Below are 17,168 nucleotides of genomic sequence, written 5' to 3' on the forward strand. Positions count from 1 at the left end.
TCACTGACGATCGGAATTACATGCAGAAGCAAACGCACAATCGCCGAATAGCGGCGACGACCGGCACCCTTCTTGGAGTGACTGCGCTGCTCTCGACGATGGCTGTCCCCGGGCCCGCTACTGCGGCTCCGTCCGAGGACACGCTGCTGCTCAGCTCAGGGAAGCTGCAGGTTGAAGTCAGCTCAGAATTTCCACAGGTTGTCGAGTACACAGATAACCGCGGCCGCGCACTTGAGGGTCGTAGCGACCCTCTCTCCTCGGTGGTGATCAACGGAGAAACCTACGATGTTTCAGTTGAAGCGGAACAGGAGAGCCGGTCGAAGGTGTCCTACGCGCTGACCTTCCCGGCTCTTGAGGGGGTGTCGATGTCCGCTTCCTTGAGCCTGGAGGGCAACACCACCACCTTCGCGGTCGATCAGATCACCGACGTCGAAAATTTTCGCGTAGGCACAATAGACATTCCTGGACATAATCTCCTCTCCATAGGCTCTGACCAGCCCGGCGCCACCGTAACCACTGCCGTTCTGTCGAACGATCGGACCACCAGCGGTGATACGCACACTTCCGTTACCGCTGCCACCCCGGCCGATGCCGCACCTCAGGGTTCTGCCTACGCCGTGGTCAACACCGACCAATTGGCAGCAGCGTTCGAAACGAACTCGGCATCCGACTACACCTCCGATGCCGGCGGTGATGACCGCCGGGTCTGGCGCCAGGCAACCAAGAGCGGCACCCACACCGAGATCGGGTTGTGGAGCGGCCAGTGGACTTATCGCGCTGACGGCGCACCATTTGTTGAGGAACTGCCGTGGGCCAAGGTGGTCGTTACTCCTGATGCGAACGGAGACAAGACCGTCGATTGGCAGGACGGCGCCCTTGCGCTCCGCGATGTCGTCGCAACCCCGCTGGGTGCTGATCAAACGGCTGATCGGGTGATCCAGCGCATCCCGTACAACTTCGGCAGCATGGCCACCCACCCCTTCCTGCGTACTCTTGACGACACGAAGCGCATCGCGCTGGCTACCGACAACCTGGGGCAGCTCACAATCCTCAAGGGCTACCAGTCCGAGGGCCATGATTCGGCGCATCCTGACTATGGCGGAAACTACAACAAACGTGCCGGGGGCCTCGACGCGATGAACCTTCTCATCGAGGAAGGAGGCAAGGTCGGCGCTGACTTCGGCGTCCACGTCAATGCTACTGAGGCCTATCCGGTAGCAAACAACTTCAGCGACGAGTTGGTCGATGAGAACCGTAAGGGCTGGAACTGGCTGGACCAGAGCTACTTCATCGACATGCGCAGGGACATGGTAAGCAACGATGTACTGGAGCGGTTCCAGCAGTTGCGAACTGAAGCTCCGGGACTTGATGCCCTCTACCTTGACGTCTACTACGAGTACGGCTGGCTGCAGAACCGGCTGGGTAACGAGCTCAACGACATGGGCTTCCAGGTCACCACCGAGTGGTCTGACCACTTTGACCGGCACTCGTTGTGGTCCCACTGGGCCAATGACGAGTCATATGGCGGTCAGACGAACAAGGGTTTGAACTCGCAGCTGATCCGCTTTGTGCGCAACAGCCAGAAGGACACGTGGAATCCGCATCCCATTCTCGGAAACTCGGAACTGCGCGATTTCGAGGGCTGGACTGCCGAGGTCGACTGGAATGTTTTCCACGACAACGTCTGGCAGCGCAACCTGCCTACGAAGTTCCTTCAGCAGGAGCAGATCGTGGACTGGGAGGCCAACGAGATCCGGTTCACGGGCGGTCTCCGTGCGACGAACGAGGGCGACAACATGGCGGACCGTAAGGCGTACGTCGACGACGCCATGGTGCTCGATGGAGATTCCTACCTGCTGCCCTGGAAGACTGACAACGGCCCGGAGAAGCTGTACCACTACAACACCGACGGCGGCCCGACCACCTGGGATCTGACCGAGCGGTGGGCCAATGCGAAGAAGCTCGGACTGTACGAACTGACCGACCAGGGCCGAGAGTACAAGGGCGAAGTTAGGGTCAATGGGGGAGCCGTAACGCTGGAGGCTGAGGCGGGTACCGCCTACGTGCTTGAGCGCCGTGCCATCTCCGGTGTAGTTGGTCCGAAGACACAGTGGGGCGAGGGCTCGCACCTCGTGGACCCGGGCTTCAACGCCGGAAATCTGGATGCGTGGGAAACAACTGGTGATGCAGCGGTTGAGATCAATGCAAAGGGCCAGTACGAGGCAATCCTTCGCCCTGGCGCTGAGACGTCCATCAGCCAGAAGATTTCCGGCCTGACCCCCGGTACGTGGGCTGCGAACCTTCAGGTTGAGGTTGAGCCGGCCAAGACCCGGCGCACCACCCTGGCTGTTACTTCGGGCGGCAAGACTACTGAGACCTTTGTTGACCGGTCGACTGCCTACAACTATCTGAACGCCGACGAGAAGCTCGGCACTTACACACAGACGGTCGAAGTGCGGTTCGAGGTGCCGGAGGGTTCCGATACTGCAATGCTGAAGATCGGCGCTGCAGCGGGCGACGCTTCGGTCCGGCTGGACAATCTCCGGGTGGTCGAAACCAAGGGTCCGAGGGCGGGCGGCGAGGGTGTCGTCGTCAGCGAGAACTTCGAGGACGTCACGCAGGGCTGGTACCCCTTCATCAAGGGTGACACCGGCGGAATCGCAGGTCCGCGGACCCACATCGCGCAGCGGAACGCTCCGTTCACGCAGACGGGGTGGAATGGCAAGTTGATCGACGATGTGATTGACGGCGAGGAGTCGCTCAAAGCACATGAGGAACGAGTTGGCCTGGTTTACCGGACCGTGCCGCAATCCGTCCGGTTCGAACCGGGGCACCGCTACCGTGTCTCTTTTGACCATCAGTCCAGCCGAAGCGGCTACTACTCGTGGGTCACGGGCTACGACAAGGTAGTTGACGGCAAGCCGAAGGCGATTGACACGATCTCCGTGCCGTTGCATGAGCAGCGCACCACAGATCGCTTCTCGACCGAGTTCGTCGCCGGAACCTGCGGTGACTACTACGTTGGTTTGCGTGCTCTGGTCGGTGGCGGCAACGAAGCTGACCTTGTGATGGACAACTTCGTGGTCGAGGATCTCGGCGAGGCCGAAGCAACCCCGCCGTGTGCCCAGTTCTCTGTTGATTTCAACGGCGGCGCAATCAAGCCCGACGGCGAGAACGAATTTACAACAACGTTCGTCTCTGAGGAGGCTGCGGATATAGCCGGTGTTGCGGTCGGTCTGGAATTGCCGGAAGGATGGACGGCAACAGCCGAGAACGATTCAACTGCGGCGACGCTTGCTCCGGGCGACTCCCTGACAACCACGTGGCAGGTTACTGCTCCGGCTGATGCGGATGGTGATTACACCATTGGCGCGAACGCCTCCTACACCACTACTACCGATCCCGTGGGGAAGCGCACGAAGAGCGACGAAGTGACAGTTAAAACACCGCCCGCACCGCCAACGTCCACGGTTTTTGCAAGCGATCACGAGTGGATGAGCGCCACCAACGGATGGGGGCCGGTGGAGCTTGACCTGAGCAACGGTGAAAAGGCACCAGATGACGGTGTCCCCTTGACCATCCGCGGCGAGGTCTTCGCCAAGGGCCTCGGGGTTCATGCGGAAAGTGCGGTGAATTTTTATCTCGGCGGCCAGTGCGCAACCTTCAGCGCCCAGGTCGGCATTGACGACTCACGTACGGCAGGATCCGTTGTCTTCAGCGTGCTAGGCGACGGCAAGGTTCTTGCTCAAACCGGCGTCCTTACGAAGGCATCACCGATCAAAGCCCTCGAGGTGGACCTCACAGGCGTAGATAACGTCACCCTCGCCGTTAGCAACGCCGGAGACGGTAACAACAGCGACCACGCCAACTGGGGTGACGCGAAGTTTGTCTGCGGCGATGACCCAGTTGATCCCGAACCCGACCAGACGCCTATTCCGCAGTCACAGATCGGAATAAGCAATGTGAGCTCGGAGCAGAGTGGCAGTGGTGCGTCGCGGGTGCTTGACGGAAATCCGAACACCGGATGGCATACGTCGATCACCAACATGGATCCGTACCCCCATTCGGTCAGCCTCGACCTCGGTGCTGCCTACTCCGTGAACCGTCTGGACTACCAGGTCCGGCCCGGCCCACGCACGTTCGGCGATTACGAAGTGTAGGTCAGCACCGACGGCTCCAACTGGGGCCAGTCGGTCGCTACCGGACGGTTCGCCAGCACCACCGCTGTGCAGCCGGTCGAGTTCGCGGCCAAGCAGGGCAAGTTCATCAAGCTGGTGGGCGTGAGCTCCGTCGGAACCTCCGTCCACGGTGGAGCCGATGAACTCAACGTCTGGGGAACACCCGTAGGCGGCTAATCAAGCCCCACAACGCTAGACGAAGGGCGGAGGCTCGCGGCGCAAGGCCGTGGACCTCCGCCTTTGTCATGTCCTAGGCAAACAGGCTCCGGTGCGTTTGCCATCTGAGCTCCTCTAAATGCACTTGAAGCGGGACCGCGAACGACGACGGCGGCACCGGGCTCTGTGTGCCGCGAACTTCGCCGCTACACACAGAAAGAGCGCTGGCTGTGGACGATTCCACAGCCAGCGCTCCAAGGGTGCTTTGTCAGCCCGCAGGCTTGGTTATTCGGAGGATGAAGCCTTCGCAGTACTTCCCAGGTCAGCTTTCCCTACGACTGGCACAACCGGCCGGTCCACGCCGTCCAACTCAAGTACGAGCACCTCGTTCCTTCCGGGAACAAGTACCGGACCCGGTAGGTACAGCGTGCGCTGCGGCCCGCGATCCCAGTACCGCCCCAGGCAAAATCCGTTGACCCACACGTAGCCTTTGGACCAACCTTCGAGGTCGAGGAAGGCATCGGCGGGTTCATCGACGTCCAGATGACCGCGCAGGAGGGACGGCCCCTCTGCAGCTGCGGGGTCGGACGCGTTATCTGCACGCTCCCACGGCACGGCGGGCAGGTCCGGCAGTACCAGTGCGGAGGTGTCCCACCCGTGTACGTGCTGGGGTCCGTGTAGAACGCCGCCGACCAGGCCCTTCGATTCGCCGATGAACGGGCCGTAATTCACGCGTCCCATCGATTCGACGATTAACTCGACCTCAACCCCGCCCTCAGGCACGGCGAGATCGATAGCAGGAGCCTCGTCCCGGTAGATGGTTATCAGGAGCTTCCCATCGACGTACACGTGGGCGCGGTCAGCCAGCCCAGGCAGGGTCAGGGGGTATGCCTTACGTGGCCCAGGAATACGTGCCCGGTAGCGAACAAGCCCGTGCTCTACGCCCAACTCCTCCAGGGTGGGGGTATGCGGTGAATTGCGTGGCGGCGTCGAAATGCTTTCCCACACCGTGCGCAGATCCAACCGCTCGGTGAGTTCGATACGCCTGGCTGGCAGGACGGGCGCTGGCTGGGGCGCGCTCGTGTCAGGAAGCTCAACGTGGCGGCCAATCACTTCGCGGTACTGCCAGTACTTCTCTGTTGGCGCTCCGCGCTCATCAAGCGGTGCGTCATAGTCGTAGGAGGTCACCGTCGGCCGGAAGACGCCATCATGATTTGCTCCGGCGCTGCAGCCGAAATTCGTCCCGCCGTGGGCCATGTAGAAGTTGACGGACGCGCCGCGGGAAAGCATCGCGTTGAGCTCCTCCGCGACCTCGCCGGCGTCGCGGGTGTGGTGTTCACGCCCCCAGTGATCAAACCAGCCGTTCCAGAATTCCATACAGAACGGCGCGTCCTTCGGCCGGTGTCGGGCGAGGGTGCTGAACGCTTCAACCTGTTTGCTACCGAAGTTCACGGTCGCGGCCGCACCGTTGACCGTACCTCCGGTGAGCATGTGATCCTCCGGTCCATCGGAGGTAAAGAGGGGCACATCGATGCCTCGCCTGCGCAGACCGTCGCGTAGATGAACGAGATACTTTTCGTCACTGCCGTAGGAGCCGTACTCGTTCTCCACCTGAACCATGGTGACGTTGCCACCGCGGGTTACCTGGCGCGAGGCGATTCTCGGGATGAGCTCATCGAACCAGCGGTCGACGGCGCCAAGGTAGTTCGGGTCTGCCGTGCGGATTCGGATGCCCGGGCGGCCCGTCAACCATGACGGCAGTCCGCCATTGTCCCATTCCGCACAAATGTAGGGCCCGGGGCGAACAATTGCGTCCATGCCGAGTTCAGCGACCAGATCGAGGAAGCGTTCCAGATCCGCCAATCCGTCGAAGCGGTACTGCCCTGGCTTTGGCTCGTGCAGGTTCCACGGTACGTAGGTCTCGATCGTATTGAGACCCATGTGGCACAGCGCTTCCAGGCGGGCACGCCACTGGCCCGGATGCGTGCGAGGGTAATGCATGGCTCCCGAAACATTAAGCCGGGTGGGGTGGGCGGTTGCGGGTTGCGCCGCCATCACCTCATTGGTGTTCAGCGTCATGCGCTCTTCCCCTGCTCTTCAATGCCCTTCTCGTAGTCGGCCCGCATCTTGTCGCCGCCGCCACTCTTCCAGGCCTTAACCGCGTCCTTGAGGGCGCCGATCGGCTGCCGTCCGACAATGACGTCGTTGACCGTGTCGGCGACTTTCTGGTTGATGGCCCCGGATGTGGAGGCAGCGGCCGAGTAGATCCCGCTGGTCGGATTCGTTACGCGAAGAGGTGAAACCTCGGTCTGGTGGGCGTGCATACGCTCGACCATGGCGGTGTTGCCGTTGGACGCGTGCAACACGTCCGGCCCACCGGCGATGAAGCGGAGGCAGAGACTCTTTACCTCGCTGCTTCCCACGTCGGTGAGGAGCGGTTGGCCTTCAGTCAGGGTGTGATCAGTTCCCCCCACGCCGTACGTGAGCAGGAAGTGTTCCTCACTGCCAAACGGAGCACTGAGGTAGTTGAGAACGCGAAGCGACTCCTTGACCCGTTCAGGGGAACCCTTCTTCACGAAGGTGAGCAGGTCCATGACTGAGCCCTCATGGCTGATCACCTCGCCGCCGTTGGCCGAGAAGGGTTTCATGATGCTGGGAGTGAACTCTGAATCGGCCCGCACGGCATACCGGACAAATGAGTCCTGCATGAGTGCAACGGTGCCGTTCTGGAACAACCCATCAACGTCGGCGCCGCTGCTTGCGCCACTGTTCGGGTGGAAGTAGCCGTTCTTCCAGAGCTTCGCGGTGAAGGCGATAGCTTCTTCCCACTGCGGGGTTTCGAGGTCTTTGACGAGTTTGCCGTCGTTGAGCCCCCAACCCAGCGGCACACCAAACATTGGATAGATGACCAGGGACAGGCTGCTGGCTGTCTCGCCGGCAATGGCCCACCGGTTCTTCTCCGGATTGGTGAGGGCTGCGCACATTTCCTCGAATTCCTTGCCGCTGGTGGGGTTGGGGTTCGCCCCAGCCTCCTCTAGGAGATCAGCGCGCTGGTACAGAACCGCCGAGGTAGGGATTCGCAGGGTTGGAGTGCTGTAAATCCGTCCGTCGACGTAGGTGGACTTCCAGGCATCCGGGGCCAGCCGCGCCAGATTGGGGTATTCCTCGATCGCGTCGCCTGACAGATGCTCGGACAAGTCAGCGAACTGGGACTTGGCCACATCCTCGAACCGGCGAACGGCCTGCGCCTCGCCAAGGTACATGGTCACGAGGTCGGGGATATCACCGCTGGAGAGCATGGTGGCCAACTTGGCCTGGAATTCCTGCGGCACAAGAGTCGGCTTGAAGTCGATGTTGAGTGCGGAGTTGATCTCCTTCCAGTAGCTGTTTCCGGCATAGGGCGGCGGCGGAGGACTGAAGGAGACGACGAACGCGGAGAACTCCCCGCCCGTGCCGACTTCTCCCTCGACAGTCCTCACCCGGTCCGTTGGATACTTGAGGAAAGCCGGGTTGATGCCCTTGGCGGGGTCGCCGGGAAGATCAGGTGTCAGCCCTGTGAAGGGTACATAGGTAGGTAATGCGGCGGAGCCTGCGGCTCCGGATCCGGCACCGGTGGATCCAGGGGTGCAGGCGGTAAGGAGTGGACTGGCGGCAAGGGCGAGCGCGCCCATGCCACCTGCAGCCAGGAGGCTGCGGCGTGATAGACGGTGGTCTTCGAACATCGGCATTGATGGTTCCTTTCGGGAGTGATGGTTGTTTTCAGCCCTTGACCGCACCGGTCAGGACGCCGGTCTTGAAGTGGCGTTGGAGGAAGGGGTAGATGCAAAGAATGGGAATAATTGCGATGACCACCACGGCCATCTGAAGTGCCTGGGTGGGTGGAAGGACGTCAGCTACTGCGCCGGCGTCCTGCGCTACAGGCGAACCCTGGAGAACGTAGGTTCGCAGCACCAGTTGGAGCGGCCACATTGATGAGTCGTTCAGATAGAGCAGTGCGTTGAAGAAAGAGTTCCAGTATCCAACTGCGTAGAAGAGCCCGATTACGGCGATTACCGCTCGGGACAGCGGCAGCACTATGCGCGTCAGGGAGAGCCAGTGCCCGGCGCCGTCGATCTTCGCGCTGTCCAGAAGTTCGCCGGGAATGGTCATGAAGAATCCGCGCATGATGACGATGTTGAAAGCGCTGATCGCCGTGGGCAGGATGAGCGCTGCGTAGGTGTCCAGCAGTCCCAGTTGCTTGACCATCAAGTAGAGCGGAATCATTCCCGGTGTGAACAGGAAGGTGAGCAGCACCATCCCAAGGAACGTCCGGTGCCAGGGGAGTCGGCGCTGACTCAGGGCATACGCGGCAAGTACGGTGGCTCCCAGGGAGATGGCGGTGCCCACCAGAGTTACCAGCAGGCTCACCATCACAGCCTTCGAGACGGCACCGCCACTGAGGATCTGACGGTAGGCATCGAGGGTGGGATTGTTGGTCCACAAGACATAGCCGCCGTTGGCGGTGAGTTCATCCTGTGGGGCGAGACTTGTTGAAACCACCAGCAGGAATGGGAAGGCGATCACGACGACGATCGCTACCAGGGCAGCGCCTTTGGCGAGGACCGCCAAGGGATGCGGCCGTTCTTCCCAAATGGGTCGTGTTGCTGTATTAATCACGGGAATAGACCCCCTGCTCTCCAAGTTTGTGCGCCAGTTTGTTGGCTCCGAGTATGAGGATGAGGCCGACCACGCCCTTCAGGAGTCCGGCAGCAACGCCGATGCTCCAGTTGCCGTCAACAATTCCGTTGAAGTACACGTAGGTATCCAGCACCTCCGCTGCTTGTGCGCCGACGTTGTCCCGTTGCAGCAAGATCTGTTCGAAGCCCACGGTGAGCGATGTGCCAAGCTGCAGGATGATCAGCAGCACGATGATCGGTCGAATGCCCGGCAGGGTGATGTGCCAGAAACGGCGACGACGGCCGGCTCCATCGACGGCAGCCGATTCATAAAGTGAGGAGTCAATCGCGGTAAGGGCAGCCAGAAACAGGATTGTTCCCCATCCTGCGTCCTTCCAGACTCCCTGAGCTATGAGCAGTGCCTTGAACGTCTCTGGATTGGTCATGAGATTCAAGGGCTCACCGGTGAGTTCGCGTAATACGTCGGTCACTGCGCCCGTGCCGCCGAGTACCTGCTGAAACATGGCGACGACGATCACCCAGGACAGAAAGTGCGGCAGGTAGATCACCGACTGCACAAAGCCCCGAATGAATGGTGAAAGGACACTGTGCAGCAGGATGGCCAGGAAAAGGGGCACCGGAAACGAGAACATCAGCTGCAGGGCGCTGATCTGCAGCGTATTCCAGAGCGCAGTCCAAAATGCCGGGTCCTCGAACATCGCCGTGAAATTGGCGAAGCCGACCCACGGGGACTCGGTGAGCGGCAGGTACGGGACGAAATCCATGAACGCAACCACATTGCCGAGTAGCGGGATGTAGGTGAATACGAGAATCAACAAAGTTGCCGGAAGGATCATGACCAACAATGTTTTCTCGCGCGCGATCCGCGCCAGCTTGCGCCGCCTCGGCCGGTCGTCCCTAGCGCCGGGCTGGGTCCTTTGGGAACCGTGGACCGGCGTATTCGTAGTCAACACATTGAACCCTCTCTGACGTGTCGCATTTCACATGGCAGTAAAGTGATGCAACTATAGCACCAACGAGAATTCCTACAACCCCATGCGAGAGATGTCGAAGACATCTATCTGCGTGAAGGTCGGCCGGCGCCCGCGGGCGCCTTGCAAGCCCCCGGGTATAGATTCGAGAGCACGGACTAGGCTGCCGGCAGCGACCTCTCCACCAAGCGACGTATCTCATGCAGTCTCCGTCGGAGAGATTCCGGCGTCATGATGTCCCCCGCACCGGCAACCGCGAGCGCAAGGGGAGTGCCCTCATGGTCAGCCAGTCGTATGGCGGCGCTCACGTGTCCCGGCGCAGCCCAACCCGACAGAACGAGCGAATCGTCCCTGTGGAGTGCGCGAGCCGCATGGAGTACGCCCGCCGGTGTGGACGCAACTTCGCTGGTCGGTTGCTGCCAACCGTGCTGGCTGCGCGAAGCATTCAACGCAGCGAGTGCCTGCTCATGCGGCAGGTCGAGCATGAACAGCAGGCCGGGTGACGACAGGTGCAGGGCGTAGCCGCTGCCATGGAAGATTTGCGTCTCAAGCCCACGCTCGGCCTGGTCGAAGTAGAGGAGGCGCCCACGCCACAGCATGCACAACGAGACCGTCAGTCCCGCGCACATGCCCGCTGCCCGTTCCATCGCGAGCCGAGGACGTGACAGCACCGGGAAATGGCGCGCTGCCTCGAGGCCAAGCACCAGCAGGCCGTAATCCGGCGCGAACTCCCGGTAGCCGATCTTGCGGACGAAACCGGAAGCGATGAGGTCCGCCAGAATACGCGACGCCGTTGTCTGATGCATGCCGCACTTGTTTGCGATCTCAGTCGACGTGAGTGGCCCTTCTGCCTGAACAAGCTGGGACAGCACGGCCAGACCCCTGCCGAGGGACTGCATTCGCGTCGTCGTCATCTACGCATACTAAGCGCTCTATGCATAGTTAGGCATAAAAACCTGCATAAAGCGGATCTCTGATTGAAAAAGCGGTCCGCGCATGTGGAAGCTAACATCACGCCTTGCGGAGCAGCGAGGCCATGACGACGACGGCGCGAGCCGCGACGAGAGGATTGAACAGCATGAATCAGCAGGGTATCTCCGGCGCAATCAGCGGCGTCGTGCCGCGCCTTGCCGTCAAGGCGGATCACGTTCCGCGCAGCGAGACGGGCATCGGCGCACTGATGCCGTGGGCTGATCGCCTCTGGTTCGTCACCTATGTTGCCCACACCGCGAAAACGGGCGGAGGAACGGGCCTGTTCTCGGTTGATGATGACATGACGCTCACCAAGCACCCGGAAAGCGTTGTGGGCACCTATGCGAACCGCATGGTGCACGCTGAAACAAACCAACTCTTCATCGGCCCCCATGTCATCGACACTGAGGGCAACGTGCAGACCATTGAAGAACTGGTCGACGTGCGGTTGACAGCCACTTGCCGGCACTTGACGGACCCAGCGAACAAGGTGCACGTCCTCGGTATGGAAGGCGAATTCTTCGAAGTTGACGTCCACACCTTCGATGTGAAGGAGCTGGCGAACCTTTGCCTGGAGCTCGGCGTGGAGGGTTACGCGCACTTCAAGGATGCCTACACGCGGCACGGGCGCGTTGTCGTCGTCAACAACTCCTATTACGAGGCTGACTTCCCCACGGGCGAGAGCGAAGGGCGGCTCGCGGAGTGGGATGGCACCACCTGGACCACCCTTGCGAAAACGCAGTTCAATACCCTCGCCAGCGCGAACGGCATGAGCGATGCTCTGTATGCGGTGGGGCAGGACCGTGCGTCTGCCCTGTTCCATGTGTACCTTCCTGCGACCGGGTGGAAGGTGTACCGGCTGCCGAAGTCCACTCACACACAGGACCACGCTTTCACCACGGAATGGCCGCGCATCCGCGAGGTGGAATCCGAGCGGCTGCTGATGGACGCGAGCGGCATGTTCTACGAACTGCCTTCACTGGTTCACGGTAACGCGGTGTGGGGCATCCGTCCGATCTCCTCGCACCTACGAATCATTGGCGATTTCACGTCGTGGAACGGCATGCTTGTTCTTGCCGGCGACCAGACCACGCCCATCTTCGACGCCAACCCGGTAGCCGGACAGGCGCAGGCGAACCTGTGGTTCGGCAAGACTGACGATCTATGGAGCTGGGGAAAGCCGCAGGGCTGGGGCGGCCCCTGGTGGGAGACTGAGGTCAAGGCTGATGACCCCTCGGATCCCTATCTGATGACCGGATTCGAGCACAAGTGCCTGCACCTGAGCCACGAAAACAACGAGCCGGTGGACTTCCATGTTGAGGTCGACTTCATGGGCACGGGAGCCTTCAAGCGTTACCGCACAATTACGGTCGGCGCGAATGGCTATGAAGCATTCACCTTTCCCACCGGCTTCAGCGCCCACTGGGTTCGGCTGGTGGCCTCAGCAGACTGCGAGGTCACGGCTCAGCTGGTCTACACCTAACAGACGGTGGCGCCGGCCACCGCACCCGCGCACACTGCCGGTGCGGTGGCCGGAGTCCATTTAAAGGCACGGTGCCTGATGTGGCCAACCAGCCTGGCTGGAAGAACTAAGATGGCAGCGTGAAGCCCGCGCAACCGAACCAATCACTCATTGACGGGTTGGTTTGTCTGCAGGCACTGGCTGCCCACGCCCAACCCATCGGTTCACGGGAGCTCGCACGAATGCTCGACATGGAACCGACACGCGTCAATCGGCTCTTGAAAACGCTCGCTTTTGTGGGCCTCGCCCATCAAAACGAGCAGCGCAAGTACCTTCCAGGACCGGCAGTACATGTGCTTGCGGCGCAGAGTTTGCGCGGGTCCGGATTGATCCGTCGTTCCCTCGAACCGCTCGAGTCACTTCTGGACACGGGCATGCAGGTAGCGATGGGCGTGCGGTGGGAAGACGAAGTCTGCTACCTCTATCATGGTCGGCGCGGCGACCGACCGGGCGACGCGCTCGGCCGGGAGCCCCTCTATCCGGCGGAAGTCTCCGGCCTCGGGCAGGCGTTGCTTGCGCGGCTTTCCGAAGACGAGGTGAAGGACCTTTACGCGAACGAGGCGCGGCGTCGTGCTGTTCCGGTGCCTCGGCGCCGGGTTGAACTGGAAGGGCGCGGCGGGCTCATCCAAATCCTCGCTCTGGTGCGTGAGCAGGGATACGCGTTGACCGAGACGCCGGACAACGCCGGTATGCGAACACTCGCAATCGCCCTCGACAGCGAGGACGCGGCAATAGGCGTGGCTGGACGTTTTCGCACCGGCGAGGTGCCGGAATTGCTCGTCCGGTTGCGTTCGGTCGCAGACACCATTGAGGATTCAAACGGCCACGGTGCATCACCGGGAATGTATAAGAGCACCGGCTAATACGACCCGGAAGCTAGTAAGCCAGCGTCGCATACGGGCAGCGCCACCGGCCCGTATGCGAGGTCGAGCAGCCGCGCGGCTGCCGGACGCGTGGCCCACTCCTCGACCCAGTGCGAACGGATCACGGCCTTGCTCACCGCCTGCGTGGTGATGCCCAGCTCCTGCGCAATGAACTTCTGCTGCCCGCGCGCGCCCGGCGTCATCAGGTCCAGCACGTTCCATTCAGCTTCCGTGCGCGTGTACACAATCTGGCCCAGAAGCCGCAGCACTGCTTCTGCTTCGGCCGCGACGTCAGAATCGGGTCCCTCGACTACCAGGGGAATGCGCTCGCCGGTCTTCTGCGCCCGGTTCACCGCCCGACGCGAGTACACCAGGCCGTAACCCTCAGCGTCAACAATCCGCTCCGGCAGGGGCATGTGTACTTCGCCCACGCCGATGCCCACGTGCCAACGCCGGAACCGGATCGCCTTCAACGCCACGTCAACTGCGGCAACGGCGTTGTCCACCACGCCCTGAAGCTCATCCCCGACGGAGCGCTGAAACGGCACGACGGCGTCAAGGAACCGAAACTCCCGCAGCAGCTCGGGCACGAGATCACCCACCTCGCGGGAATCGCGCTGGTTGATGGTCACCACGAACAGCATGCCCCCAGTATGCCGGAGGGCAACGCCGAATCAACCGATTTACGTTGATTCGGAAGGGTCGTCCACAACGGACTGCAGTGCAGCCCGCAGCGATGCCCCGGAAACCTCTGCGATGGTGAAGTCCACAGCGCCGTCTCTTTCAATAGCGGCGAGCGTCTTTACGGAGTCCGCACCGGTGTACACGGTGAGGTTGGTGAACGTGTCTGCACCGCCCGAAGCGCCGGTGTAAACCGTAACGGCACGGCTCTGCTCCAGCATCGGCGCACCGGACTTCTCGAACTCTTCGCGCGCAAGCACTACTGGTTCGTCGTCGTTCGCGGCGACCTGCTCCGGGTCGCCCAGCACAGCGAGCCGCTCGGCCAGGCGGGAAGCGGGGTAGACCACGAAGCCGTGGATGCCGCCGTCGTTCACTTCTTCTTCCAACACGATCTCGTCGTGAATGTAGGCAAAAAGCCAGTGCCGCCCAGCCTGGGACGTCCGCTGCCCGGTGACAATGCGGCTTGCCGTGCGGCGCAGGGTCATTATTCCGGTGACGGGTTCGGTGGCATTGAGTCGGGTGGGCTCGTTGTAGCCCTCCTCAACCACCGGGAACGCGATGCCCTTCGACATCAGGGACCGCAAGGCGACGGTGGCCGCAAGGTACTTCTGCTCCTCATGCTTCTCGAGGAACGGCAGTGCAACGAACTGGTCGCGCTCGATCCCATCCAGCGCCACGATCTCCTCATCCGTGAGCGTGGGCAGATCCTCGCTCTCCTCGAACGAGAGCGCCAGGACCTTGCGCGCGCTCTCCACGTCGCGGGTGGTCCACTCGATTGGCTGCGTGGTCATGAGAACAGTCCTCCAATTGATCCGATCGGATCCTCAACGAAATCGCCGACACCGTCACTCAAACTATCGGCCAGATCCGTGGCACCCTCCCACGCGTCACCGGCGATGTCGGTAGCCCCGTCCCACGTGTCCCCGACGAAGTCTGTGGTTGCATCCCAAGCGTTCGATGTCCATTCAGTGATGTTGTCCCAATTGTCGTAGACATAATTGCCGAGTGCCCACGCACCCGCCGCCAGGCCGGCCCCGACGACGACGGCGGCCCCCACCGGCCCCAGCGCTCCTGCGGCCAGGAGCAGGGTACCGCCCGAAGCGAACGCACCGACGCCGCCGGCCACCCGGTCACCAACACCCCGCCAACCTTCGTGATCGGGATTGAAGACGTCGTGAATGCCGCCCGCAATGCCGAGGGGTGCCAGCAGTGGGCCGGCGAACCGCGACCATTTGGTGAACTTCGAGGCCTCATCGAGGAATTCACTCGCCAGGGAGATGTTCCGCATATCCGTAATGTCGAGGATGCGGGAGTTCGCGATGAACTTCTGGATGTCGGAGAGCTTGAACATTTTGTTGATGTCCATCCCGAAGCCGGCCACCTGCCCGAGGGCTTCCCAGATGCTGAAGTCCTCGTCCGTGTGACCCGCGGGTGTCCCAGGGAACCCCGGCGCTCCGGATGAGCCGCCGATCGCTCCGCTGCCGGCGTCGCTCGCGGTCTCCTGCTGCCGTGCCTGCTCCAGGAGGTCGCGTGAGCCGCGGTCAAGGGTGTTGGCCGCGAGCATGATGGCCATCTGGTGGCTGTCCCAGGATGAGCGAAGGGACTCGGCGTCAGGGCCTGCCCATCCGGTGTTGTTGATGACGCCGACGGTCAGCGTGGACCGGATGCCGCGCAAAGTCTCGGCCGATTGCGAGAAACGCTCCGCGAGCGATTCAAGCTCTTCGACGTTGGCGCCGAGTAATTCCGACATGGAGGCCCTTTGGTGAGACTGCTGAGAACAGGTTTCGAACCTACCCAACACCCACTGGTCGGTGCCATGGGCAGCGCTCCCCATGGAGCCGCTGGAAGTCAGCGGGTGCGGACGTCTGCCACCACGAAGCTGCGGAAGCGGGTCTTGTTGGCATCGATTCCAGGTGAGCCGCTGAGCGGACTCACCACCACGCCAAAGAGGATGAACGGCCAGAACACTGCAAGTGCCAGCATCCGCCAGGCACTCTGGAACGGCCCCATGGCCTTGCCGTCCCGATAGCGGAGATTGCGCACACCGGCTGCTTTCGCTCCGAGCGTCCGTGAGAACCCGGCGACGAATCCATAGCCGAGCGCACTCACCGCATAAGCAACGCCAAACGCAATTCCGGCGCCGGCGTCACCGGAAAGCCCCGCCGCGGCGGCGATGACAGCGAGCACAAAGAAGAGCACCACAAAGAGGACCAGGATTACCAGGACGTCCAGTGCGTACTTGCCCACCCGCTGGCCGCTCGTCGCTTCAACGAACGGCCGGCCGTCCTTGAACTTTCCCTCGCGCCACGGAGGAAGGGGCTTGCGTTGGGTGGACTGGCTCATGGTTCCCCTTCTGGACTTCACAGAACGACGACGGCGCGCACCCACCTGCGCAGGCCGCGCGCCGTCGTACTGGTCTTTAGCGGCCCTGCGGCTCGTTGTCGGCGTTGTCAGCGTCAGCCTCGACCGAACGGCCCTGGGGCTCGTCCTCTTCGCTGGCTTCACCGAGGGCTTCGAAGCGCTTCAGGGACGCCTCCACCTCGGCCTCAGCGGCCTCCCGGCCATCCCAGTCCGCGGCCTCAACCCACTTGCCCGGCTCAAGATCCTTGTACTTGCGGAAGAAGTGCTCAATCTCGTCCAGCAGGTACTGCGAAACGTCCTTGATGTCCTGAATGTGATCGAAGCGGGAATCAACCGGGACGCAGAGCACCTTGGCGTCGCCGCCGCCGTCGTCGACCATGTTGAACACGCCGATGGGGCGGGACTCCACCAGAACGCCCGGGTGAAGGTCGAAGTCCTGCAGCAGCACCAGTGCGTCCAGCGGATCGCCGTCCTCGCCGAGAGTATTCTCGAAGTAGCCGTAGTGCGTGGGGTACTGCATCGAGGTGAAGAGCACGCGGTCCAGGCGGAGGCGGTGGGTTTCGTGGTCGATCTCGTACTTGACGCGCGATCCCTTGGGGATCTCGATGGTGACGTCGAGCTTCATTGACATGGGAACTCCTGCTGTCAGGGAAAGGAACTGGATGGGCGCGGGAGAGATTTAACAATATCCGGACACGCCCCGGTCTACTGTTAAAGATATAGGCCGCGCGCGTACATCACCGATTCCGTGACCGCGCTGTTCGCCCATGCCCATTGCGTATGCCCCC

General features: G+C 61.8%; 14 protein-coding genes. 4 read left to right on the plus strand and 10 right to left on the minus strand.

What is annotated here, in order from left to right; all coding sequences use genetic code 11:
- The first annotated feature begins 20 nt into the window (after nucleotides 1–20).
- Both ACX80C_RS15765 and ACX80C_RS15770 read left to right on the plus strand, forming a co-directional pair.
- Nucleotides 21–4,160 (plus strand): endo-alpha-N-acetylgalactosaminidase family protein, encoded by a 4,140-nt coding sequence (locus ACX80C_RS15765; RefSeq protein ID WP_459327403.1) that lies wholly within the window; start codon nucleotides 21–23, stop codon nucleotides 4,158–4,160.
- A 66-nt stretch (nucleotides 4,161–4,226) separates the two neighbouring features.
- Nucleotides 4,227–4,355, plus strand: coding sequence for a hypothetical protein (locus tag ACX80C_RS15770; RefSeq protein WP_459327404.1), 129 nt, complete (start codon nucleotides 4,227–4,229; stop codon nucleotides 4,353–4,355).
- A 264-nt stretch (nucleotides 4,356–4,619) separates the two neighbouring features.
- Here the strand turns inward: ACX80C_RS15770 and ACX80C_RS15775 are convergent, their stop codons facing one another.
- The 5 genes from ACX80C_RS15775 to ACX80C_RS15795 form a co-directional block, all read right to left on the minus strand.
- Nucleotides 4,620–6,413: a glycoside hydrolase family 35 protein gene (locus ACX80C_RS15775; protein ID WP_459327405.1), complete on the minus strand. Its 1,794-nt coding sequence runs from the start codon at nucleotides 6,411–6,413 to the stop codon at nucleotides 4,620–4,622.
- Nucleotides 6,410–8,062, minus strand: coding sequence for an extracellular solute-binding protein (locus ACX80C_RS15780; RefSeq protein ID WP_459327406.1), 1,653 nt, complete (start codon nucleotides 8,060–8,062; stop codon nucleotides 6,410–6,412). Before ACX80C_RS15780 ends, ACX80C_RS15775 begins: the two co-directional genes overlap by 4 nt.
- A gap of 31 nt (nucleotides 8,063–8,093) precedes the next feature.
- Nucleotides 8,094–8,990 carry a carbohydrate ABC transporter permease gene (locus ACX80C_RS15785; RefSeq protein WP_459327407.1) on the minus strand — a complete coding sequence of 299 codons (897 nt, stop codon included), beginning with the start codon at nucleotides 8,988–8,990 and terminating at the stop codon, nucleotides 8,094–8,096.
- Nucleotides 8,983–9,846 carry an ABC transporter permease gene (locus ACX80C_RS15790; RefSeq protein WP_459327408.1) on the minus strand — a complete coding sequence of 288 codons (864 nt, stop codon included), beginning with the start codon at nucleotides 9,844–9,846 and terminating at the stop codon, nucleotides 8,983–8,985. The genes ACX80C_RS15785 and ACX80C_RS15790 overlap by 8 nt, the downstream gene beginning before the upstream one ends.
- 293 nt (nucleotides 9,847–10,139) lie before the next feature.
- The gene (locus ACX80C_RS15795; protein WP_459327409.1) at nucleotides 10,140–10,895 is read right to left on the minus strand and encodes a helix-turn-helix domain-containing protein; all 756 of its coding nucleotides are present in this window, start codon (nucleotides 10,893–10,895) and stop codon (nucleotides 10,140–10,142) included.
- 164 nt (nucleotides 10,896–11,059) lie between these two features.
- On the opposite strand from ACX80C_RS15795, the gene ACX80C_RS15800 reads away from it, so the two are divergent.
- Together ACX80C_RS15800 and ACX80C_RS15805 are read left to right on the plus strand one after the other, a co-directional pair.
- On the plus strand, nucleotides 11,060–12,436 hold the full coding sequence (locus tag ACX80C_RS15800) for a hypothetical protein (RefSeq protein ID WP_459327410.1): 1,377 nt from the start codon (nucleotides 11,060–11,062) through the stop codon (nucleotides 12,434–12,436).
- Between the two features lie 119 nt (nucleotides 12,437–12,555).
- A complete protein-coding gene (locus tag ACX80C_RS15805) occupies nucleotides 12,556–13,338 on the plus strand; it encodes an IclR family transcriptional regulator (protein ID WP_459327411.1) in 783 nt (260 codons plus the stop codon).
- On the opposite strand, the gene ACX80C_RS15810 is transcribed toward ACX80C_RS15805, so the two are convergent.
- The 5 genes from ACX80C_RS15810 to ACX80C_RS15830 all read right to left on the minus strand — a co-directional run bounded on the left by ACX80C_RS15810 (nucleotide 13,335) and on the right by ACX80C_RS15830 (nucleotide 17,005).
- Nucleotides 13,335–13,979 carry a hypothetical protein gene (locus tag ACX80C_RS15810; protein ID WP_459327432.1) on the minus strand — a complete coding sequence of 215 codons (645 nt, stop codon included), beginning with the start codon at nucleotides 13,977–13,979 and terminating at the stop codon, nucleotides 13,335–13,337. The genes ACX80C_RS15805 and ACX80C_RS15810 overlap by 4 nt on opposite strands.
- Nucleotides 13,980–14,021: 42 nt before the next feature.
- Complete coding sequence (locus ACX80C_RS15815; protein WP_459327412.1) at nucleotides 14,022–14,810, minus strand: hypothetical protein; 789 nt, start codon at nucleotides 14,808–14,810, stop codon at nucleotides 14,022–14,024.
- On the minus strand, nucleotides 14,807–15,769 hold the full coding sequence (locus ACX80C_RS15820) for a hypothetical protein (protein ID WP_459327413.1): 963 nt from the start codon (nucleotides 15,767–15,769) through the stop codon (nucleotides 14,807–14,809). The genes ACX80C_RS15815 and ACX80C_RS15820 overlap by 4 nt, the downstream gene beginning before the upstream one ends.
- Before the next feature lie 98 nt (nucleotides 15,770–15,867).
- Complete coding sequence (locus ACX80C_RS15825; RefSeq protein ID WP_459327414.1) at nucleotides 15,868–16,362, minus strand: RDD family protein; 495 nt, start codon at nucleotides 16,360–16,362, stop codon at nucleotides 15,868–15,870.
- Nucleotides 16,363–16,438: 76 nt separating this feature from the next.
- Nucleotides 16,439–17,005 (minus strand): inorganic diphosphatase, encoded by a 567-nt coding sequence (locus tag ACX80C_RS15830; protein ID WP_459327433.1) that lies wholly within the window; start codon nucleotides 17,003–17,005, stop codon nucleotides 16,439–16,441.
- Nucleotides 17,006–17,168 lie beyond the last annotated feature (163 nt).

The sequence above is a fragment of the Arthrobacter tecti genome, assembly GCF_054511355.1.

Bases quoted from the DNA above. Each gene is read 5' to 3' on its own strand.
- ACX80C_RS15765 (WP_459327403.1), top strand. From the start codon at position 21: ATGCAGAAGCAAACGCACAATCGCCGAATAGCGGCGACGACCGGCACC.
- ACX80C_RS15775 (WP_459327405.1), bottom strand. From the start codon at position 6,413: ATGACGCTGAACACCAATGAGGTGATGGCGGCGCAACCCGCAACCGCC.
- ACX80C_RS15780 (WP_459327406.1), bottom strand. From the start codon at position 8,062: ATGCCGATGTTCGAAGACCACCGTCTATCACGCCGCAGCCTCCTGGCT.
- ACX80C_RS15790 (WP_459327408.1), bottom strand. From the start codon at position 9,846: ATGATCCTTCCGGCAACTTTGTTGATTCTCGTATTCACCTACATCCCG.
- ACX80C_RS15795 (WP_459327409.1), bottom strand. From the start codon at position 10,895: ATGACGACGACGCGAATGCAGTCCCTCGGCAGGGGTCTGGCCGTGCTG.
- ACX80C_RS15800 (WP_459327410.1), top strand. From the start codon at position 11,060: ATGAATCAGCAGGGTATCTCCGGCGCAATCAGCGGCGTCGTGCCGCGC.
- ACX80C_RS15815 (WP_459327412.1), bottom strand. From the start codon at position 14,810: ATGACCACGCAGCCAATCGAGTGGACCACCCGCGACGTGGAGAGCGCG.
- ACX80C_RS15820 (WP_459327413.1), bottom strand. From the start codon at position 15,769: ATGTCGGAATTACTCGGCGCCAACGTCGAAGAGCTTGAATCGCTCGCG.
- ACX80C_RS15825 (WP_459327414.1), bottom strand. From the start codon at position 16,362: ATGAGCCAGTCCACCCAACGCAAGCCCCTTCCTCCGTGGCGCGAGGGA.
- ACX80C_RS15830 (WP_459327433.1), bottom strand. From the start codon at position 17,005: ATGAAGCTCGACGTCACCATCGAGATCCCCAAGGGATCGCGCGTCAAG.